Annotated in this window: 14 protein-coding genes; all 14 read left to right on the forward strand. The window is 42.3% G+C overall.

Annotation, left to right across the window (positions count from 1 at the left end; all coding sequences use genetic code 11):
- The first annotated feature begins 67 nt into the window (after positions 1-67).
- The 14 genes from OWEHO_RS06680 (at position 68) to OWEHO_RS06745 (ending at position 16,074) form a co-directional block, all read left to right on the forward strand.
- Positions 68-3,022 (forward strand): DNA polymerase III subunit alpha, encoded by a 2,955-nt coding sequence (locus OWEHO_RS06680; protein WP_014201709.1) that lies wholly within the window; start codon positions 68-70, stop codon positions 3,020-3,022.
- A 119-nt stretch (positions 3,023-3,141) separates the two neighbouring features.
- Positions 3,142-3,396, forward strand: a complete 255-nt coding sequence (locus OWEHO_RS06685) for a DUF6364 family protein (protein WP_014201710.1) — start codon at positions 3,142-3,144, stop codon at positions 3,394-3,396.
- Positions 3,393-3,812: a type II toxin-antitoxin system VapC family toxin gene (locus OWEHO_RS06690; protein WP_014201711.1), complete on the forward strand. Its 420-nt coding sequence runs from the start codon at positions 3,393-3,395 to the stop codon at positions 3,810-3,812. The genes OWEHO_RS06685 and OWEHO_RS06690 overlap by 4 nt, the downstream gene beginning before the upstream one ends.
- Positions 3,809-4,678 (forward strand): DUF72 domain-containing protein, encoded by an 870-nt coding sequence (locus OWEHO_RS06695; protein WP_014201712.1) that lies wholly within the window; start codon positions 3,809-3,811, stop codon positions 4,676-4,678. The genes OWEHO_RS06690 and OWEHO_RS06695 overlap by 4 nt, the downstream gene beginning before the upstream one ends.
- A gap of 83 nt (positions 4,679-4,761) precedes the next feature.
- Positions 4,762-5,484 carry a DUF2971 domain-containing protein gene (locus tag OWEHO_RS06700; protein WP_041627477.1) on the forward strand — a complete coding sequence of 241 codons (723 nt, stop codon included), beginning with the start codon at positions 4,762-4,764 and terminating at the stop codon, positions 5,482-5,484.
- Between the two features lie 310 nt (positions 5,485-5,794).
- Positions 5,795-6,268, forward strand: coding sequence for a DUF6252 family protein (locus tag OWEHO_RS06705; protein WP_014201714.1), 474 nt, complete (start codon positions 5,795-5,797; stop codon positions 6,266-6,268).
- 177 nt (positions 6,269-6,445) lie between these two features.
- Entirely contained in the window at positions 6,446-8,032 is a 1,587-nt protein-coding gene (locus tag OWEHO_RS06710) for a T9SS type A sorting domain-containing protein (RefSeq protein ID WP_014201715.1), read from the forward strand.
- Positions 8,033-8,283: 251 nt separating this feature from the next.
- The gene (locus tag OWEHO_RS06715) at positions 8,284-9,402 is read left to right on the forward strand and encodes an aminotransferase class I/II-fold pyridoxal phosphate-dependent enzyme (RefSeq protein ID WP_014201716.1); all 1,119 of its coding nucleotides are present in this window, start codon (positions 8,284-8,286) and stop codon (positions 9,400-9,402) included.
- Positions 9,399-10,022, forward strand: coding sequence for a dethiobiotin synthase (gene bioD, locus OWEHO_RS06720; RefSeq protein WP_014201717.1), 624 nt, complete (start codon positions 9,399-9,401; stop codon positions 10,020-10,022). Before OWEHO_RS06715 ends, bioD begins: the two co-directional genes overlap by 4 nt.
- Positions 10,007-11,356 carry an adenosylmethionine--8-amino-7-oxononanoate transaminase gene (bioA, locus tag OWEHO_RS06725; RefSeq protein WP_014201718.1) on the forward strand — a complete coding sequence of 450 codons (1,350 nt, stop codon included), beginning with the start codon at positions 10,007-10,009 and terminating at the stop codon, positions 11,354-11,356. The genes bioD and bioA overlap by 16 nt, the downstream gene beginning before the upstream one ends.
- Entirely contained in the window at positions 11,353-12,477 is a 1,125-nt protein-coding gene (locus tag OWEHO_RS06730) for a beta-ketoacyl synthase N-terminal-like domain-containing protein (protein WP_014201719.1), read from the forward strand. The genes bioA and OWEHO_RS06730 overlap by 4 nt, the downstream gene beginning before the upstream one ends.
- Entirely contained in the window at positions 12,474-13,553 is a 1,080-nt protein-coding gene (gene bioB / locus OWEHO_RS06735; RefSeq protein WP_014201720.1) for a biotin synthase BioB, read from the forward strand. The genes OWEHO_RS06730 and bioB overlap by 4 nt, the downstream gene beginning before the upstream one ends.
- Positions 13,554-13,800: 247 nt before the next feature.
- Complete coding sequence (locus OWEHO_RS06740) at positions 13,801-14,520, forward strand: SDR family oxidoreductase (protein WP_014201721.1); 720 nt, start codon at positions 13,801-13,803, stop codon at positions 14,518-14,520.
- Between the two features lie 300 nt (positions 14,521-14,820).
- Positions 14,821-16,074: an efflux RND transporter periplasmic adaptor subunit gene (locus tag OWEHO_RS06745; RefSeq protein WP_014201722.1), complete on the forward strand. Its 1,254-nt coding sequence runs from the start codon at positions 14,821-14,823 to the stop codon at positions 16,072-16,074.
- The last annotated feature ends 12 nt before the right edge of the window (positions 16,075-16,086 follow it).

Genomic DNA, 16,086 nt, shown 5'->3' on the forward strand with positions numbered 1-16,086 from the left:
GAGTGGGGTGGCTGAAAGCCGGGAGGGGACAATTCAACCAATTAACAATTCCACTAATTAACTACACGTGCTAAACAACCATTCCACATACTCCTTTACTTACGGCTGCCTTTCACCAAAGGAAATGTTGGACTGGGCTGTGGAATCAGGCTTGCATGAACTTGTGCTCACTGACATCAACAGCACTGCTGCCGGAATTGAATTTGTACGCTTAGCAAAAGAAGCTAACATCCGCCCCATTTTAGGGATTGACTTTAGAAATGGTACCGACCAGCAATTTGTTGGTCTTGCCATGAATAATGAAGGTTATGCAGAGCTGAACAAGTTTCTTTCAAAACACCAAATGAACGGAAACCCTATTCCCGCTGAAGCGGAATTCAGTCACTGCTTTGTGATTTACCCTTTTCTAAAAGCTCCAAACCGAAAACTTCATGAAAATGAATTTGTAGGTGTTCATCCATCTCAACTTATAAAACTGAAATTTTCAGAATGGAAAAACAGGACGGATAAACTGGTGATTCTACATACCAACACTTTTCGCAATAAGCGCGATTATAATACCCATCGCCTACTTCGTGCTATTGACCAAAATGTACTGCTGAGCAAACTTCCCGAAAGTGAGCAAGCAACACTTAAGGACACTTACACGACACCTTCCGAACTGGAAAGTGCCTTTGAAGAGTTTCCCAAAATCATAGAAAATACCCGAAGAGTACTTGAGCAATGTTCGATAGATTTTGAATTTAAAAACTACCATAAAACTCAAAATCAATCCATTTGGACGCCCAATGGCACTATGGCTGATGATCGTGAAAAAATTCACAGCTTGTGCCGAGAAGGTTTACAATATCGATATGGAAATAATCCATCAAAAGAAGTTCTGGACCGTGTGGACAAGGAGCTGGAAGTTTTAGAAAAACGTGGCTTTTACAGCTACTTTCTCATCAATTGGGACATTGTAAACTATGCCCGCAGAAACAACTATTTCTATGTAGGTCGCGGCTCGGGGGCCAATAGCTTGGTAGCTTACCTACTTCGAATTACAGATGTAGACCCCATTGAGCTGGATCTATATTTTGAACGATTCATGAATATGAGGCGTCAATCGCCTCCTGATTTTGATGTGGATTTTTCGTGGCGAGATCGGCAAGACGTGACCCGATACATTTTTGAACGTTACCCAAAAGCGGCTCTTTTAGGTTCGCACACTACATTTAAGTATCGGGCGGTTACCCGCGAATTAGGAAAAGTACTCGGCCTTCCCAGCCGCGATATTGACGAATTGAGCAGCCCCCCCAATCGTCCGCACAATCTGGATGATATGCAAAAGCTGGTGCTGAAATATGGAAAGCTCATCGAGAACTTTCCCCACAATATGACCATTCACAGCAGCGGTATTCTTATTCCCCAGCAGGAGGTGTATCAATTTGGCGCTACTTTTCTTCCCCCAAAAGGATTCCCTACTACGCATTTCGACATGTACTCAGCAGAAGATGTTGGTCTTTACAAGTTTGATATTTTGGGCCAACGTGGGCTGGGGAAAATTAAAGATGCAGTGGAAATTGTGAAGAAAAATCAACCCGAAGCTTCAGAAATAGATATTCACCATCCGCGTCCATTTTACCATGATGAAAAAATAAAAGCCTTGCTTAGGGAGGGAAAAACTATGGCCTGCTTTTATGTAGAATCTCCTGCCATGCGTGGGTTACTCAAAAAACTGCGTGGCGACACGTATCGTTCTCTTGTGGCAGCAAGTTCCATTATTCGTCCGGGTGTGGCCAAAAGCGGGATGATGACTGAGTATATAAAGCGATTTCGCCAACCTGAAACAAGGAAATATACGCACCCAAAACTGGCAGAAATACTCAGCGAAACCTACGGGGTGATGGTGTATCAGGAAGATGTATTGAAGGTTGCTCACTTTTTTGCGGGGCTCACTTTAGAAGAATCTGATATTCTAAGACGAGGAATGAGCTGGAAGTTCAAAGAGCGAAATCGCTTTAATGAAGTAAGAGATAAATTCTTTTCCAACTGTAACTCCTTTGGCTACGACCCCGCCATATCACAGGAAGTTTGGCGACAAATTGAAAGCTTCGGAAACTTTGCTTTTGCCAAAGGGCACTCCGCCAGCTATGCTGTAGAAAGTTATCAAAGTCTTTACTTGAAGGCTTATTTTCCTTTGGAGTACATGGTGGCCACTATCAACAATGGCGGTGGGTTTTATAGCGTAGAAACTTACGTAAATGAAGCCCGACTGCACGGAGGAATCATTGAAGCGCCCTGTGTTAATCGCTCAGCGATAGAAACCTCAATTGATGGCACACACATCTTTTTAGGTTTTAACCTAATGCAGGAATTAGAGGAAAAGGTGATTGGTCGAATGATGATGGAGCGCAACAGAAACGGAACCTTTGAAAGCCTTCAAAACTTTCTGGATCGTGTAGAAATTTCTCTGGATCAACTAGTAATTTTAATTCGCATCAATGCCTTTCGAACTTTAAACCCAGATAAAAAGAAACTGCTATGGGAAGCTCATTTCATTTTGGGAGGCGCCAAAAAATCAGCTCCCGTAAGCGACCTCTTTAGAACCACTCCCAAGAAATTGGAAATCCCCAAACTGGAATACAACCAACATGAAAAAGCTGTGGATGAAATTGAGATTCTCGGCTTCCCGCTCACCTCACCTTTTGACTTAGTTCCTCAATTGCCACAAGGCACCATTTTGGCCAAAGACATGGAAAACTACATTGGCAAAGAGGTGAGTATGTGCGGCTACCTGATCCATGTGCGCAATCTGAACACACGAAGCAAAAACCCACAGCACATGCAGTTTGGTTGCTTTTTTGACATCGAAGGAAACTTTATCGATTCTGTCCATTTCCCGCAGGTAGCGGCAAAATATAAGTTTCAAGGGCGCGGGGTTTATTTGCTAAAAGGCCAAATATTAGAGGACTTCGATTTCGTAAACCTGGAAGTAACCTACATGGAGAGGCTTCCTTACGTGGATTTTCATGAGGTGTAAATCCCCCAGACCTGACAGGTTTTTAAACATGGCGCAGGTAAACCTGTCAGGTCTTGAACCAAAACCCAGTTAAAACCATGCGTAAAATTTATACGTATCTTTGAATAAAATGTTACGTAATGCAAACGAAGTTGACATTATCAATAGATCAGGAAATAATAGACCGAGCCAAGGAATACGCTAAACAGCAGGGCGTTTCCCTTTCTAAATTAGTTCAAGAGTTCTTGACTCAAAAGGCAAAACCACAAACTGAAGAAGTTGAGGTTCCTGAGGAACTCGAAGGAGTTTTTGGAGCTTTTAAGGTTCCTGATGACTTTGACTACAAAAAAGAAAAAGCCAAGCGACTTATCGAAAAGTACAATTCTCTGGGATGAATGTATTCATTGATACCAACATTTTAATCGACTTGCTTAGCCAACGCGAACCTCACAATGTTGAAGCCTTGGAGATATTTAAACTCATGTACGATGGAAAGTGTCAAATCTCTGTTTCATCAATCACAGTTCTAAACACGGTCTACACATTGACAAACACGTACAAACTAAAAAAAGTACTGGAGTCGGTTGATCAAACTACCAAAGAGTTAAACTTCATCCCTGCATCAAAGAGCGTATTTCAAAAAGCATTTACTTCAGGTTTTCCAGACTTTGAAGACGCTGTCCAGTACTTTTCAGCGGTAGAAGCAGGAAATATTGACTACATAGTTACTAGAGATAAAAAAGGTTTCGCTCAAAGCGAAATACCGGTATTAACCCCTTACCAATTTGTAAAAAAACACCTCAAAAAATGAAATTCGGAAAAGTAGACGACCCCTCAAAAATAGATTTCACCCTACCTCCTGACCACCCTGAAACGGCACGCGTACTGAAGGAAAAAGGTGACACATCTTCCAAACCGGAAATATTTGTTGGATGCGCTAAGTGGAACCGTGCTGACCTTAAAGGCTTTTACCCCAGAGGTACAAAAGACGAGTTGGAATACTATTCTACCCAGTTTAATTCTATTGAGTTGAACGCTACTTTTTACCGTCCTTTTGGAGCTGATCAATTTAAAACCTGGGGCGAAAAAACTCCTGCTGATTTTAAGTTTTTCCCAAAGCTAAATCAGGAGGTGAGCCACTGGAAACGATTGAACCAAGCAGGTGACATCACTCGCATTTTGGTGGATAACGCCCTTGCACTTGAAGAAAAGCTAGGTATGCTATTTCTCCAATTACGGGATGACTTTAAGCCAAAAGACATTGCCCGCATGGAAACCTTTTTGAAGGACTTTCCGAAGGAAGCACCCCTTGCTGTAGAAGTCCGGAATGAAGAATGGTTTAAAGAACCTGTTGCCACAGAAATTTACAACATGCTGGAAGCGTACAATGCCACCAACATAATTGTAGACACAGCCGGACGAAGGGATATGCTCCACATGCGTCTTACCACACCTTATGCTTTTGTGCGCTATGTTGGCGCCAATGTAGATTCCGATTACGACCGACTGGATGATTGGTTGGACAAACTGGAACCGTGGATTAAGCAAGGCATCAAAGGCATTTACTTTTTTATTCACCAAAACCTGGAGCAAGCTTCTCCACTTCTGGCTGGTCATTTTATTGAAGGTTTGAATAAAAGGTTTGGGTATGATTTGAAGGTGCCGGTGAAGCCTTAAAGACTTAATTTAATAAACTATGCACTCCAGATTTGAATATTTATAATATAGAAACAAATAGCCCCGAATTCATTTTTCGATATTTGAGTTGGGAAAAACTCATCTCCTTTATTACCTCACAAAACCTTTATTTACCACGACTAGATCGATTCAAGGATAATCTAGAAGGTATTACTGCTTACCAATTAGTTGAAATTTTAGCATCTCACCCTTTATTAAAACCAGATAATCCCAATTTGACTGTTAAGCAGAGGGAGGACTCCTATCGTGTCCTTCTGCAGTCATTCAATAAATATAAACTTGAAGTCCAACAAAATCAAAAAACAACTTTTATTAGTTGCTGGATAAACTCTAACCATGAATCTGCTGGATTGTGGGATAATTATAGTGACGATGGATTTGCGATAAAATTTCGAAGGATTGATTTTGAAAAAATTGTAACGCAAGCATTAGCTGAAACTAACTCTGAGGACAATAACTTCATCGGAAGAGTTAGGTACTTTAATTTCCATGATGTTTTTGACGATGAAGCAATAATGAGCAAGGTGCCATCATTTTTCATGAAGCACATTGGATTCAAATATGAAAATGAGTACCGACTAATATTAGTAAGGCCTGACCAACGTGATGAACAATTGAACCTTAAACTTGAATGTTTTAATCCTCCGCTTTTTGAAGTAATTGCATCACCTTACCTAACAAATAAAGAATTTGAAACTAAAGCAATTCAATTGAAAGAAATTAATAACTCAATCAAGTTAATTGAATCCGAACTAAAAATATGGATGCAACTAAGGAAATTATAAGCGCCTTATATTATTTGACTTTAAAAACTTTAACGCTGCCCGAAAACTTTCCTATCCTACTTTCTTCCAAAGTACAGCTCCTCTGAAGCTTAAGTTCTTTGTACCCTTTGCACCGGCTGATGCCAGCGTCTCGCTCGTATCCACCGCCCCATACCTTCATTAACCAATATGTCATCTCTCTGGAGCTTTTTCGCTTTGTATTCTTTGCGCCTTGGCGACTTTGCGTGAAAACCTCCCCAGCCAAACTTTACGGCATCTGCCCTATTTACACCAACACTTTCCAGCCATAGTTTTACCTAAAAATTAAACTATGAAAATTCTAAAATCCACTGTGTTGGCCTGCGCCATTGCTTTTGCTTCATGTTCAAAAGATGATAAAGAAGATGATCAAACCAGCCAACCATCGGCCAAAGCCGGAGAAATTACCTATACCCTAGATGGCTTAACAATTTCCGGAACGGGAGGTGGCTACAATTGGGAAGACACCACCTACTTTGTAAAACATGAAGATGGCCTCAAGCAACTCTCCATTTATATCAATGGAAACACCGAAGGCACTTACTCTGTTGGCTCGCATACTTTTGAGCGTAATAAGGGTTTCTTCGCCTATTACCCCGATAATCAAACGGCTTATGAAGCTACTTCTGGTGAAGTGAAACTCTCCAAAATTGATGGCAAAAAAGTTACGGGTACCTTCAGCGGAACACTCACTAATTCTAAAGACGGCAGTACTATGAAGCTTGAAAACGGGGGCTTCAATGCGGTAACAGTATCCTCCTGGTAACTAACCACCCCTTAACCAAACCTTGCTCAGGCCGCAGTTTCTTGCGGCCTTTTTTGTTAAAAAATCTTTCCTTCTGGGTGATTTTCGTGGGAACACCTCCATCCAAACTTTACGACATCTGCCCTATTTCACCCATTGCAGAACACTTATAATTTTGACTAAAACAAAACTTATACCATGACTAAAAAATTCTACTTATCATGCATACTGGGCCTGGCTACCATTTCGAGCTTTGCACAACCAGTAACAGCCAAAACCTGGCACTATGGCAAAAGAATCAATAATGTAGACCCCTATTTTGGCGCACGTATTACTACTAATGGAGAGGTCATCGTGGCCGGTGGTGGTAATGCTACCAACTACAATTTTACGGTGGCCCGCCATGATACTGCCGGTATCTTAAAATGGAAAAAAGTGTATATCTCACGTAATCAAGGCGAAGGTAATACGGCTCTGGATGCTAATAATGATCTATTAGTAGTATCATCTTTTGCCTCAGTATTTGAACTTAACACAGATACGCTTACTACTAGCGGTGTAACTGATAAGCAGATGTTTATCGGAAAATTTTCAGGCCAAACAGGAGATAACCTTTGGATAAAAAGCCATCCTCAGGAAAAACCTAAAGCTGTGCAGTTTTTGGCTAATGGTAATATATTGTTACAAATAGCAGCCGGAGCAGGACCCTTTATTTTTGATGGAAACACAGTAACCACACTGAGCGGTGCAGGAGATATATTTTTAGAGCTTAGTAATACGGATGGCAGTGTGGTCCATCATTTCTTTTTTGCCCAGTATACCCTCCCTGTAGCTACACCTTTTCACTTAAATTCAAATATTCTGACCTACATGGATGCTGAAGGAGGAAGTTCCATTAGTTCTCCTCGCTATCTCGTAAAAACCAAGTATGATGTGAGTACAAGCACAGTCACACAGCGTGATTCACTTCTATTTAAATCGCAATACTATAATCTGTTCCAAAATATGAGCGATGCCGCCATGGCCTTTGATCCTGCCTCTGGCGATTTTTACTTTGGTGCGGGCGAAAAGCAAGATTACACTATTGTGGGAACGGACACCTTTGCTAAAGGCGAATATGCTTTGCTTCATTTTGATGACAATATGAATTTGCTCAAGAAACTGGACACCAGGTTTCCCATAAACCAAATCTACATAGAGGACACCACTGTAATAAGCACGTCTATAGTAGAGAATTTGCCAAATGCTTCCTATTTGGGAACAGACACCATATTGCCGCCTAATTACGAAGATGCACACATGATTGTACGCAGTAATCTAAGCCTTGATAACCGCAGCTATGCCTTTATGGGCACTGACAATTGGGACACCGGCCTGGAGCTCCGCGACATTGATGTAGACAATCAGGGCAACGTATATGTATTGGGTTTTCATGGTGAAGATATTTTATTCCCACCCCATCTTGTACCCGAAGCTAACCGCTCATGGAAACACCTCAGCGCCCTTGGAAAACTTCAATATAAAGCCAACAGTCTAATTGGTTTGAGCGAAACTAGTCTTAGTCACCCCTTTACCATTTACCCCAACCCTTCCTCCGGAGTTATTACCATAGAGCTAGAGGGTGCCTTTGACTATAGGTTGCTAAGCCTCAGTGGACAGACATTATGCGAAGGTAAAGCGATAAATGGCGAACATATCGATATCAGTTCATTTCCTGCAGGAACCTATATTCTTCAAGCTTCACTTGACAACAGGCTGCTCGTAAAACGGCTTTTAAAACTGTAATGAAATATATAAGGAAGCGGCTCATTAGCCGCTTTTCTTTTATTACTCGGTATTATATTACAGGATACATGGTTCATGATTTACTATTTCTGTTAAAATCGCAATCATCCCAACATTTCATCAAACTCCATTCAAAGCTCAAGTGCTTAACTCTATGAGTCCCTAAATCTTTATGTCTAATCACATACACTTTAAAACTTTAGGAGGCACCAAGCTTATTCTTTACTTTCTTTGCCCCTCAATTATCTGAGGTGAAGGATATCCTGAAATACATAGCACAAACTCATGAGTTAAAGCAAAAAAGCAATGCCTATCGCTCGTTGAAAAACTGGCCAGAGGGCATCGACTTTTTCTCCAATGATTATCTAGGTTTTGCCAAAGATGAAGCTCTGAAAATCTCTCAAGAAGCAAAAGCTCATGGTGCCGGAGGCAGTCGCTTGATTTCAGGAAATCATTCAGCTTACACAGAAGTCGAAAGCTTTATTGCCAACCAACATTCGGTAGAATCAGCGCTTATTTTCCCCACAGGCTTTATGGCCAATTTGGGTGTTTTATCAAGCCTTCCTCAGCGAAGTAATGTTATTCTTTTTGATGAACTCTGTCACGCCTCCATCCGCGATGGAATCCGTTTGTCCAATGCTTCGGCTTATAAGTTTAAGCACAATGATTTGGATGATTTAGCTCAAAAATTAGAGCAGTTTTCTTCCAAACACAAACACGTTTTTGTTGTCACTGAATCTGTCTTTAGCATGGATGGAGATATAGCTCCTCTGCAAGAAATCGCAAAACTCTGTGACCATGAAAACATAGGCCTAATTGTGGATGAAGCACACGCATTGGGCGTTTTCGATTTGGGCTTAGTGCATCAGCTGGGGCTTCAGCAAAAAGTACTGGCTACTATTGTTACTTTTTCCAAAGCCATGGGCTTGCATGGAGGGGCTGTTCTGGGTCCAAAACATCTAATCAATTTTTTGGTAAACCACGCCCGGTCTTTGATATACACCACTGGTCTTCCCCCGGAAAGTGTTCTTAAAATAAAGCAAGCTTATCTCCTTTTACAAAAAGAAGGTGAACATAGGAGAATTGCCCTAAACAAGCATATTGCAAGTTTTAAAGCCCAACTTTCCGCAAAAGCACAATCCAAACTTTTGCCATCGTCCACCCCTATTCAATCTGTAGTTTTTGGAAATAATAATTCTACCAAACAAGCTGAGCAGCAACTCCTTGAAAAAGGATTTTTGGTAAAAGCCATACTTCACCCCACCGTTCCTTTGGGTACTGAGCGCATTCGTATAATTTTGCACGCTTTCAATACTGAGGCGGATGTACGTTCGCTCGCCAATACCCTAAATCAGGTTCTGGAATCATGAAGACAGTTTTCGTAACAGGTATTCACACCGATGCTGGAAAAACCATTGCCTCGGCCATCGTTTGCCACGCCTTGGGTTTGGATTATTGGAAACCTATTCAGAGTGGCGCCAACACTGATTCGGATACCCTTACGGTGAAAGATTTGCTCGGTGAAACGTCAACAGTTTTTCACCCCGAAGCTTATCGTTTGGAAGCTCCTCTTTCTCCTCACGCTGCCGCTAAAATTGATGACGTAGAAATCAATTTAGACAAAATTAAGAGACCAACTTCCGAACGCCTTTTGATAGAAGGTGCCGGTGGCTTGTTGGTTCCGCTTAACGCTAAAAATAGGGTCGCGGATTTGATTGAGCCGAAGGACAAAGTGATTTTAGTTTCACGCCATTATTTGGGAAGCATCAACCACACATTACTTTCTATTGCTTATTTAAATCAGAAGGGCATTGTTCCGGGCATCCTTTTTAACGGAAGTGAAAACAAAGACACCGAAGAAGCAATTGCCAATTTTGGCGAAAGCCAAATTCTAGGGCGAATTGATGAAGCTAAAAATGTAGATAGCAATTTTGTATTTCTGCAAAGTCAAAAACTTAAAACTGCGTTGGAAAAATGGCTGATGGACTAAAGAATCTTGACCTTGACGAAATGTTGTCCAACCATGTGCTGCCCGAAAACGAAAGCAGCATTTCGGCATTGGACCAAAAACATCAGTGGCATCCCTACACACAAATGAAGGATTTTGGCAGCCACATTCCTGTGGTTGAAGCCAAAGGCTCTTCCTTGATTTTGGAAAATGGAAACACCATTATCGATGCTATTTCATCGTGGTGGGTAAACACGTACGGCCACGGCCATCCTCATATTCAAGAAGCTATTTATAAGCAAATTGGCAAATTAGACCACGTCCTTTTTGCAGGATTTACACACCCTGCTGCCATAAAATTGGCTGATAAACTTCTGCCGCTTTTACCCGGAAATTTCAGTCGCCTGTTCTTTAGTGACAACGGTTCCACTTCCGTGGAAGTAGCTATGAAAATGGCGCTTCAATATTTTTATAATAAGGGAAACAAGAAGCGCAGGGTACTCCTGGCTTTTGAAAACGCCTATCATGGCGACACTTTTGGAGCTATGGCTACCGGAGGATTGGGAGTATTCAACAGTGCTTTTGCAGATATGCTCCCCACGGTGGTTCGCATTCCCATTCCTGAAAAAGGAAAGGAAAATGAAGCCTTAAAAGCTCTTGACCAAATTGATTTGGAAGAAGTTTGCGGGTTCATTTACGAGCCTTTGGTACAAGGTGCCGCAGGTATGCAATTTTATGAAGCAACTGCTCTGGACCCAATTTTGAAAAAGATAAAAGATGCCGGTGCCTTCCTCATTGCTGACGAAGTGATGACGGGTTTTGGCCGATTGGAAACGATGTTTGCCAGTGAGCAAACTAAAATAAAGCCAGACATCATGTGCCTTTCCAAAGGGCTCACAGCTGGTGTTTTGCCCATGGGGCTTACCGTTGCCACGGAAGAAGTGTATCGTGGGTTTTACGATGATGATAAATCGAAAGCGCTCATGCACGGACATTCTTTTACTGCAAATCCGGTGGGCTGTGCGGCCGCTATTGCGGGATTAGAACTTTGGGAAAGTGATGAAATTCAAGAGCAACGAAGCAGCTTAATGGCAAGGCAAAAAGCTTTCGCTGAAAAGCTAAGCGCCCACCCGATGGCGACCAATATTCGTGTTAAAGGAACTTTGCTGGCGCTGGATGTTCGCTCTGACGAAACTTCAAATTATCACCACGGACTGCGCGATGAGTTGTATGGTTACTTCATTGAAAATGGTGTCCTCATTCGTCCTTTGGGCAATGTGATTTACGTGCTTCCACCCTACACTATCACCAAAGCAGAATTGGAAAAAGTGCATCAAACCATCATCAACTGCCTGGATAAAATTCAAAAAACATGAAACCCGTTTACATTCACAACATAGGTTTTGTGGCTAACCTTGGCGGAAATGGGCAGGAGGCTTGGGAAAACTGTGTTTCCAAAAAATCATGTTTTTCAAAATTCAATGGCGAAGCTGTCGCTCAAATTAGTGATGCTAATTTTGATGAATTCAACCCTGAACATAAGGGCTACAAAAGACTGGATAGAAGCACACAACTAGCACTTTTTGCAGCTGATCAGCTCAAACAAAACTTGAATAAAGAGACCTCAACCCTCGTGGCTATTGGTTCCTCTCGAGGAGCCACCGGTATCTGGGAAGAAGCCTATTCCTCATTTTCCAAAACAGGAAATGCAGGACTCTTGGATTCGCCATTGACCACAGCCGGCCAACTAGCCAGTAATGTGGGTGCCTATTTACAAAGTAGCAACTTTATAGATATAGATCAGAGCATCACCTGCGCCAGTGGACTTCGTGCCATAGCCGATGCCTGCGCTTGGCTCAATGCCGGATTTGTAGATCAAGCGATTGCCGGAGGTGCCGAAGCGCCTATCACCGATTTTACAATTGCACAGATGCAGGCCTTGAAAATATTAGGTGGTGAAGGGGATTTTCCATGTAAAGCTCTGATGCCCAATTTGGATAAAAACACCATGGTGCTGGGCGAAGGTTCTGTATTATTTGACCTTTCGCTGGAACCAAAAAATGCGGTTGTAAAGATTGTAGGTGTAGGATTTGGTACTGAAACTGGAAACTCCGCAACCGGCTTATCCCCAGATGGAAAGTGTTTTCAACATTCGATGAAAATGGCCCTAAAAGCTACAGGCTGGGAAAAGCCCGATGCCATAGTAGCACACGCTCCCGGAACCATAAAGGGCGATGCCTCAGAAATGGCGGCCATTGAAAAGTTATTTGGAGAAATTCCTACCACCTCCACCAAGTTTTTATCTGGCCATTGCTTTGGAAGCTCGGGCCCGGTAAGCCTTTGGATGGCCGTACAAGTGATAAAAAACAAACAGTGGATTGCCCCGGATTGGAGCCAATCCCTTGAACCAAAAAGTATTAACAGAATATTGATAAATGCCGTTGGCTTTGGCGCTAATGCTGTAAGTTTGGCGGTCGAAAACAACCCTGTTTTATGAAAAAGAACTGGACTCGTCAAGAGATAGAAGATATTTACAATCAGCCGTTTTTAGACCTTGTGTATCAGGCTGCAAGCGTTCATCGCGAAAATCACAACCCCAACGAAGTGCAAGTAAGCACACTTCTTTCGGTGAAAACCGGAGGATGCCCCGAGGACTGTGGATACTGTCCGCAATCTGCGCGATACTCTACCGGTGTGGAAGGTGAAGATTTAATGCGGGTATCTCACGTAAAAGCTCAGGCTTTGCGCGCCAAAGCTTCAGGATCATCGCGACTTTGCATGGGTGCTGCGTGGAGAAACGTGAAAGATGGCCCCGAGTTTGACCAAGTGTTGGACATGGTTCGCACCGTGAATGAAGTAGGTTTGGAAGTGTGCTGCACCCTTGGTATGATTACCGAAAATCAAGCAAAACGCCTTGAAGAAGCAGGTCTTCACTCCTACAATCACAACCTTGATTCTTCAGAAGAATATTATAAAGAAGTGATCTCTACCCGTGATTATGAAGATCGCATAAATACCATTGAAAACGTTCGCAAAACTGGCGTAAACGTTTGCTCCGGTGGTATCATTGGTATGGGAGAAGCTATCACCGACCGTGCTGGAATGTTGGAAAAATATGCCAACATGGAAACACCACCTGAGAGTGTGCCAATCAATGCTTTGGTATCTGTGGATGGTACTCCGATGGAAGATCAGGAGCCAATTGAAATTTGGGATATGGTGCGCATGGTTGCAACCACGCGTATTGTACTTCCAAAAACTCAGGTTCGCCTTTCGGCAGGAAGAACAAACATGAGCCAGGAAGGTCAGGCATTTTGCTTTATGGCTGGTGCCAGCTCCATTTTTGCTGGTGACAAATTGCTTACCACTCCCAACCCGGATGTAGATGAGGATATGAAGCTTTTCAAAATTCTTGGCCTTAAGCCTAAAGCTCCTTTTGTGGACAAAAAGCAGCCCGTTTCTAAACCAAAAGAAGAAATGACCCCTGCCCTTGGTGAAAAACCAAAATGGACCAGACCTACTCATAAAATTGAGAAGAATCTTGAAAAAAGTGGGAAGAAGGTAGTTAGCTAGTTAATTCGTTGATTGGTTAATTGGTGTGTTAGACGTGACCTTACCAATCAATGATTCCGCAAATAATATAGAAGCCATGGAGTTCAGCTCTATGGCTTTTTTTATGCGCTATACATTCCCCTTCAAGCATTGAAGGGGAATTCAAACACTTCATAACCATAATCAATCTCGAAAACAATCTCGGCCACCTATCATTATCTAACTTCGAAACCTTTAACATTTAACCATCAACTTTTAACAAATACATATGACCAACATAGAAAACAAAGTAGCCTTCATTACCGGAGGTACTAAAGGGATAGGATACGGAGTAGCTCAAATATTAATGGCGGAAGGCATGAAAGTAGCCATCACCAGCCGTAGCCAAAAAGCTGCAGATGAAGCTGCTGCCGAACTTAACAAAAGTGGAAAAGGTGAAGCTTTTGGTGTAGAATCAGACGTGCGAAACTTTGAATCGCAACAAGCCGCTGTTCAAAAAGCCATAGAAAAATTCGGGGAAATTGATTTACTATTTGCCAATGCTGGGCTTGGCCATTTTGCTACCATAGAAGACATGACGCCAGAGCAATGGAGCGAAGTGATTGACACCAATCTTACCGGAGTGTTTTACTCGGTAAAAGCTGGCTTGGAATCTCTAAAAAAATCTAAAGGCTTTATTATCACTTTGAGCAGTTTGGCTGGCACCAATTTCTTTGCTCAAGGTTCGGCTTACAATGCCAGCAAGTTTGGATTGACTGGGTTTTCACAAGCTATAATGCTGGATTTACGCCAGTATGGAATTCGTGTTTCTACCATCATGCCGGGTTCTGTTGCTACACATTTTAATGGTCATACGCCTAATGAAGATGACGCATGGAAAATTCAACCGGAAGATATTGGCGAAATGATTGCCAGCTTAATGAAGTTGGATGCACGCACCTTGCCCAGTAAAATTGAGGTAAGGCCAAGTATGCCACCGAGTAAGTAAATTAGTTAATGGTTAATTGGTTGAATAGATTACGGCTCTTCGGCCGGAATGAAGCTAGGATAATCATTCTGACCGAAGCATAGCGTAGAGCCCCGTTATTCAGCTAGACAGGCCGGAAACTGTTGATACGACCCAAAACATCCAAGCCCTTTTGGTAAAGCCAGAAGGGCTTTTTCGTTTAATATCTCAAAAAATAACATTCCTAAACTTTCGTTAAAATTGAACCGTTGGCTAATTTTTGTAAGGAAATACTCCTGCACAAAATTTATATTAGCCTATCAGCTAAGCAAAACCGATACAATGAAAAAATACAGGATTCCCCTGATTATAGGCTCCGCACTTTTTATTATCACTTTGATTTGGGCTTTTGCCGGTGAAACCGAGCAAGAAAAAGAAATTACCACCAAGGCTTTTGTTGACGATTTTGAAGACCTGGTGGTAAGCACAGGGGAGCTAATGGCCAAAAATTCTGAAGAAATATCTGTCCCTGTAAGCATGCAACGTCATGGAATTTATCGTGTGCAGATTTCTAACATTGTACCCGAAGGAACTTATGTAGATAGCGGAGACTATGTTGCAGCTCTTGATAAAACAGACATCAGCTCCAAAATAAACGATGTGCTGGTAGAGCTTGATAAAGCCCAAAGTCTATATACCCAAACGCAGCTAGACACTTCGCTTACACTTCGCGAAAAGCGCAATGAAATTGACAAATTACAGTTCGAGATTAAACAGAAAAAAATTGAGCTAGAGCAAAGCAAATATGAGCCACCGGCCACTATTCAAAAAATTACGCTTGACGAAGAACGGTTGGAACAAAACTTAGAGCAAACGCGCGAAAACTACATCATCAATAAAAAGCAAGGTGTAGCCAAAATGGCCGAGGCTGGGGCTGAATTGCAAAAGGCGAGAAACCAACTGCAGAAGCTTCAGGAGCTGGAAGAGGAATTTAGAATAACCGCCCCAAAGCAAGGCATGGTGGTATATTATCGCGAATGGAGTGGCGAAAAGCGAAAGGCTGGTAGTACCGTTCAGCCATGGGACCCTGCTGTAGCCACCCTCCCCGACCTCAGCGAAATGCTTTCCAAAACTTACATCAACGAAGTAGAAATTAGAAAGATAAAAGTGGGACAAGAGGTAACTCTCGGCCTGGATGCCTTTCCAGATGCCACCCTTACTGGAAAAGTCACACAGGTAGCCAACGTGGGCGAAACCCGAAAAGGCGCTGAAACCAAAGTTTTTGAGGTAGAAATAAAAGTAAACGAAAGTGACTCTACTTACCGGCCAGGAATGACAACAAGCAATACCATCCTCACCAACAAAATCGAAAGCGTTCTTCAAATTCCTTTGGAAGCCGTTTATGCTCAGGATGGTGTGAGTTATGTGTACCTAAAAGGAACCACCGGAACCTCTAAACAAGAGGTGAAATTAGGTTCAGCTAATGCTGAATATGTAATTGTAGAAAGTGGACTTTCGGAAAATGATGAAGTGTACCTAAGCGAACCGGAAGGCGCGCGGGAGAAGGAAGTGGAAAAGTTAGTCGGTAGTCGGTAGTCGGAAAAGCGG

It is taken from the genome of Owenweeksia hongkongensis DSM 17368 (genome assembly GCF_000236705.1).
In the GTDB taxonomy this organism is placed as follows: Bacteria; Bacteroidota; Bacteroidia; order Flavobacteriales; family Schleiferiaceae; genus Owenweeksia; species Owenweeksia hongkongensis.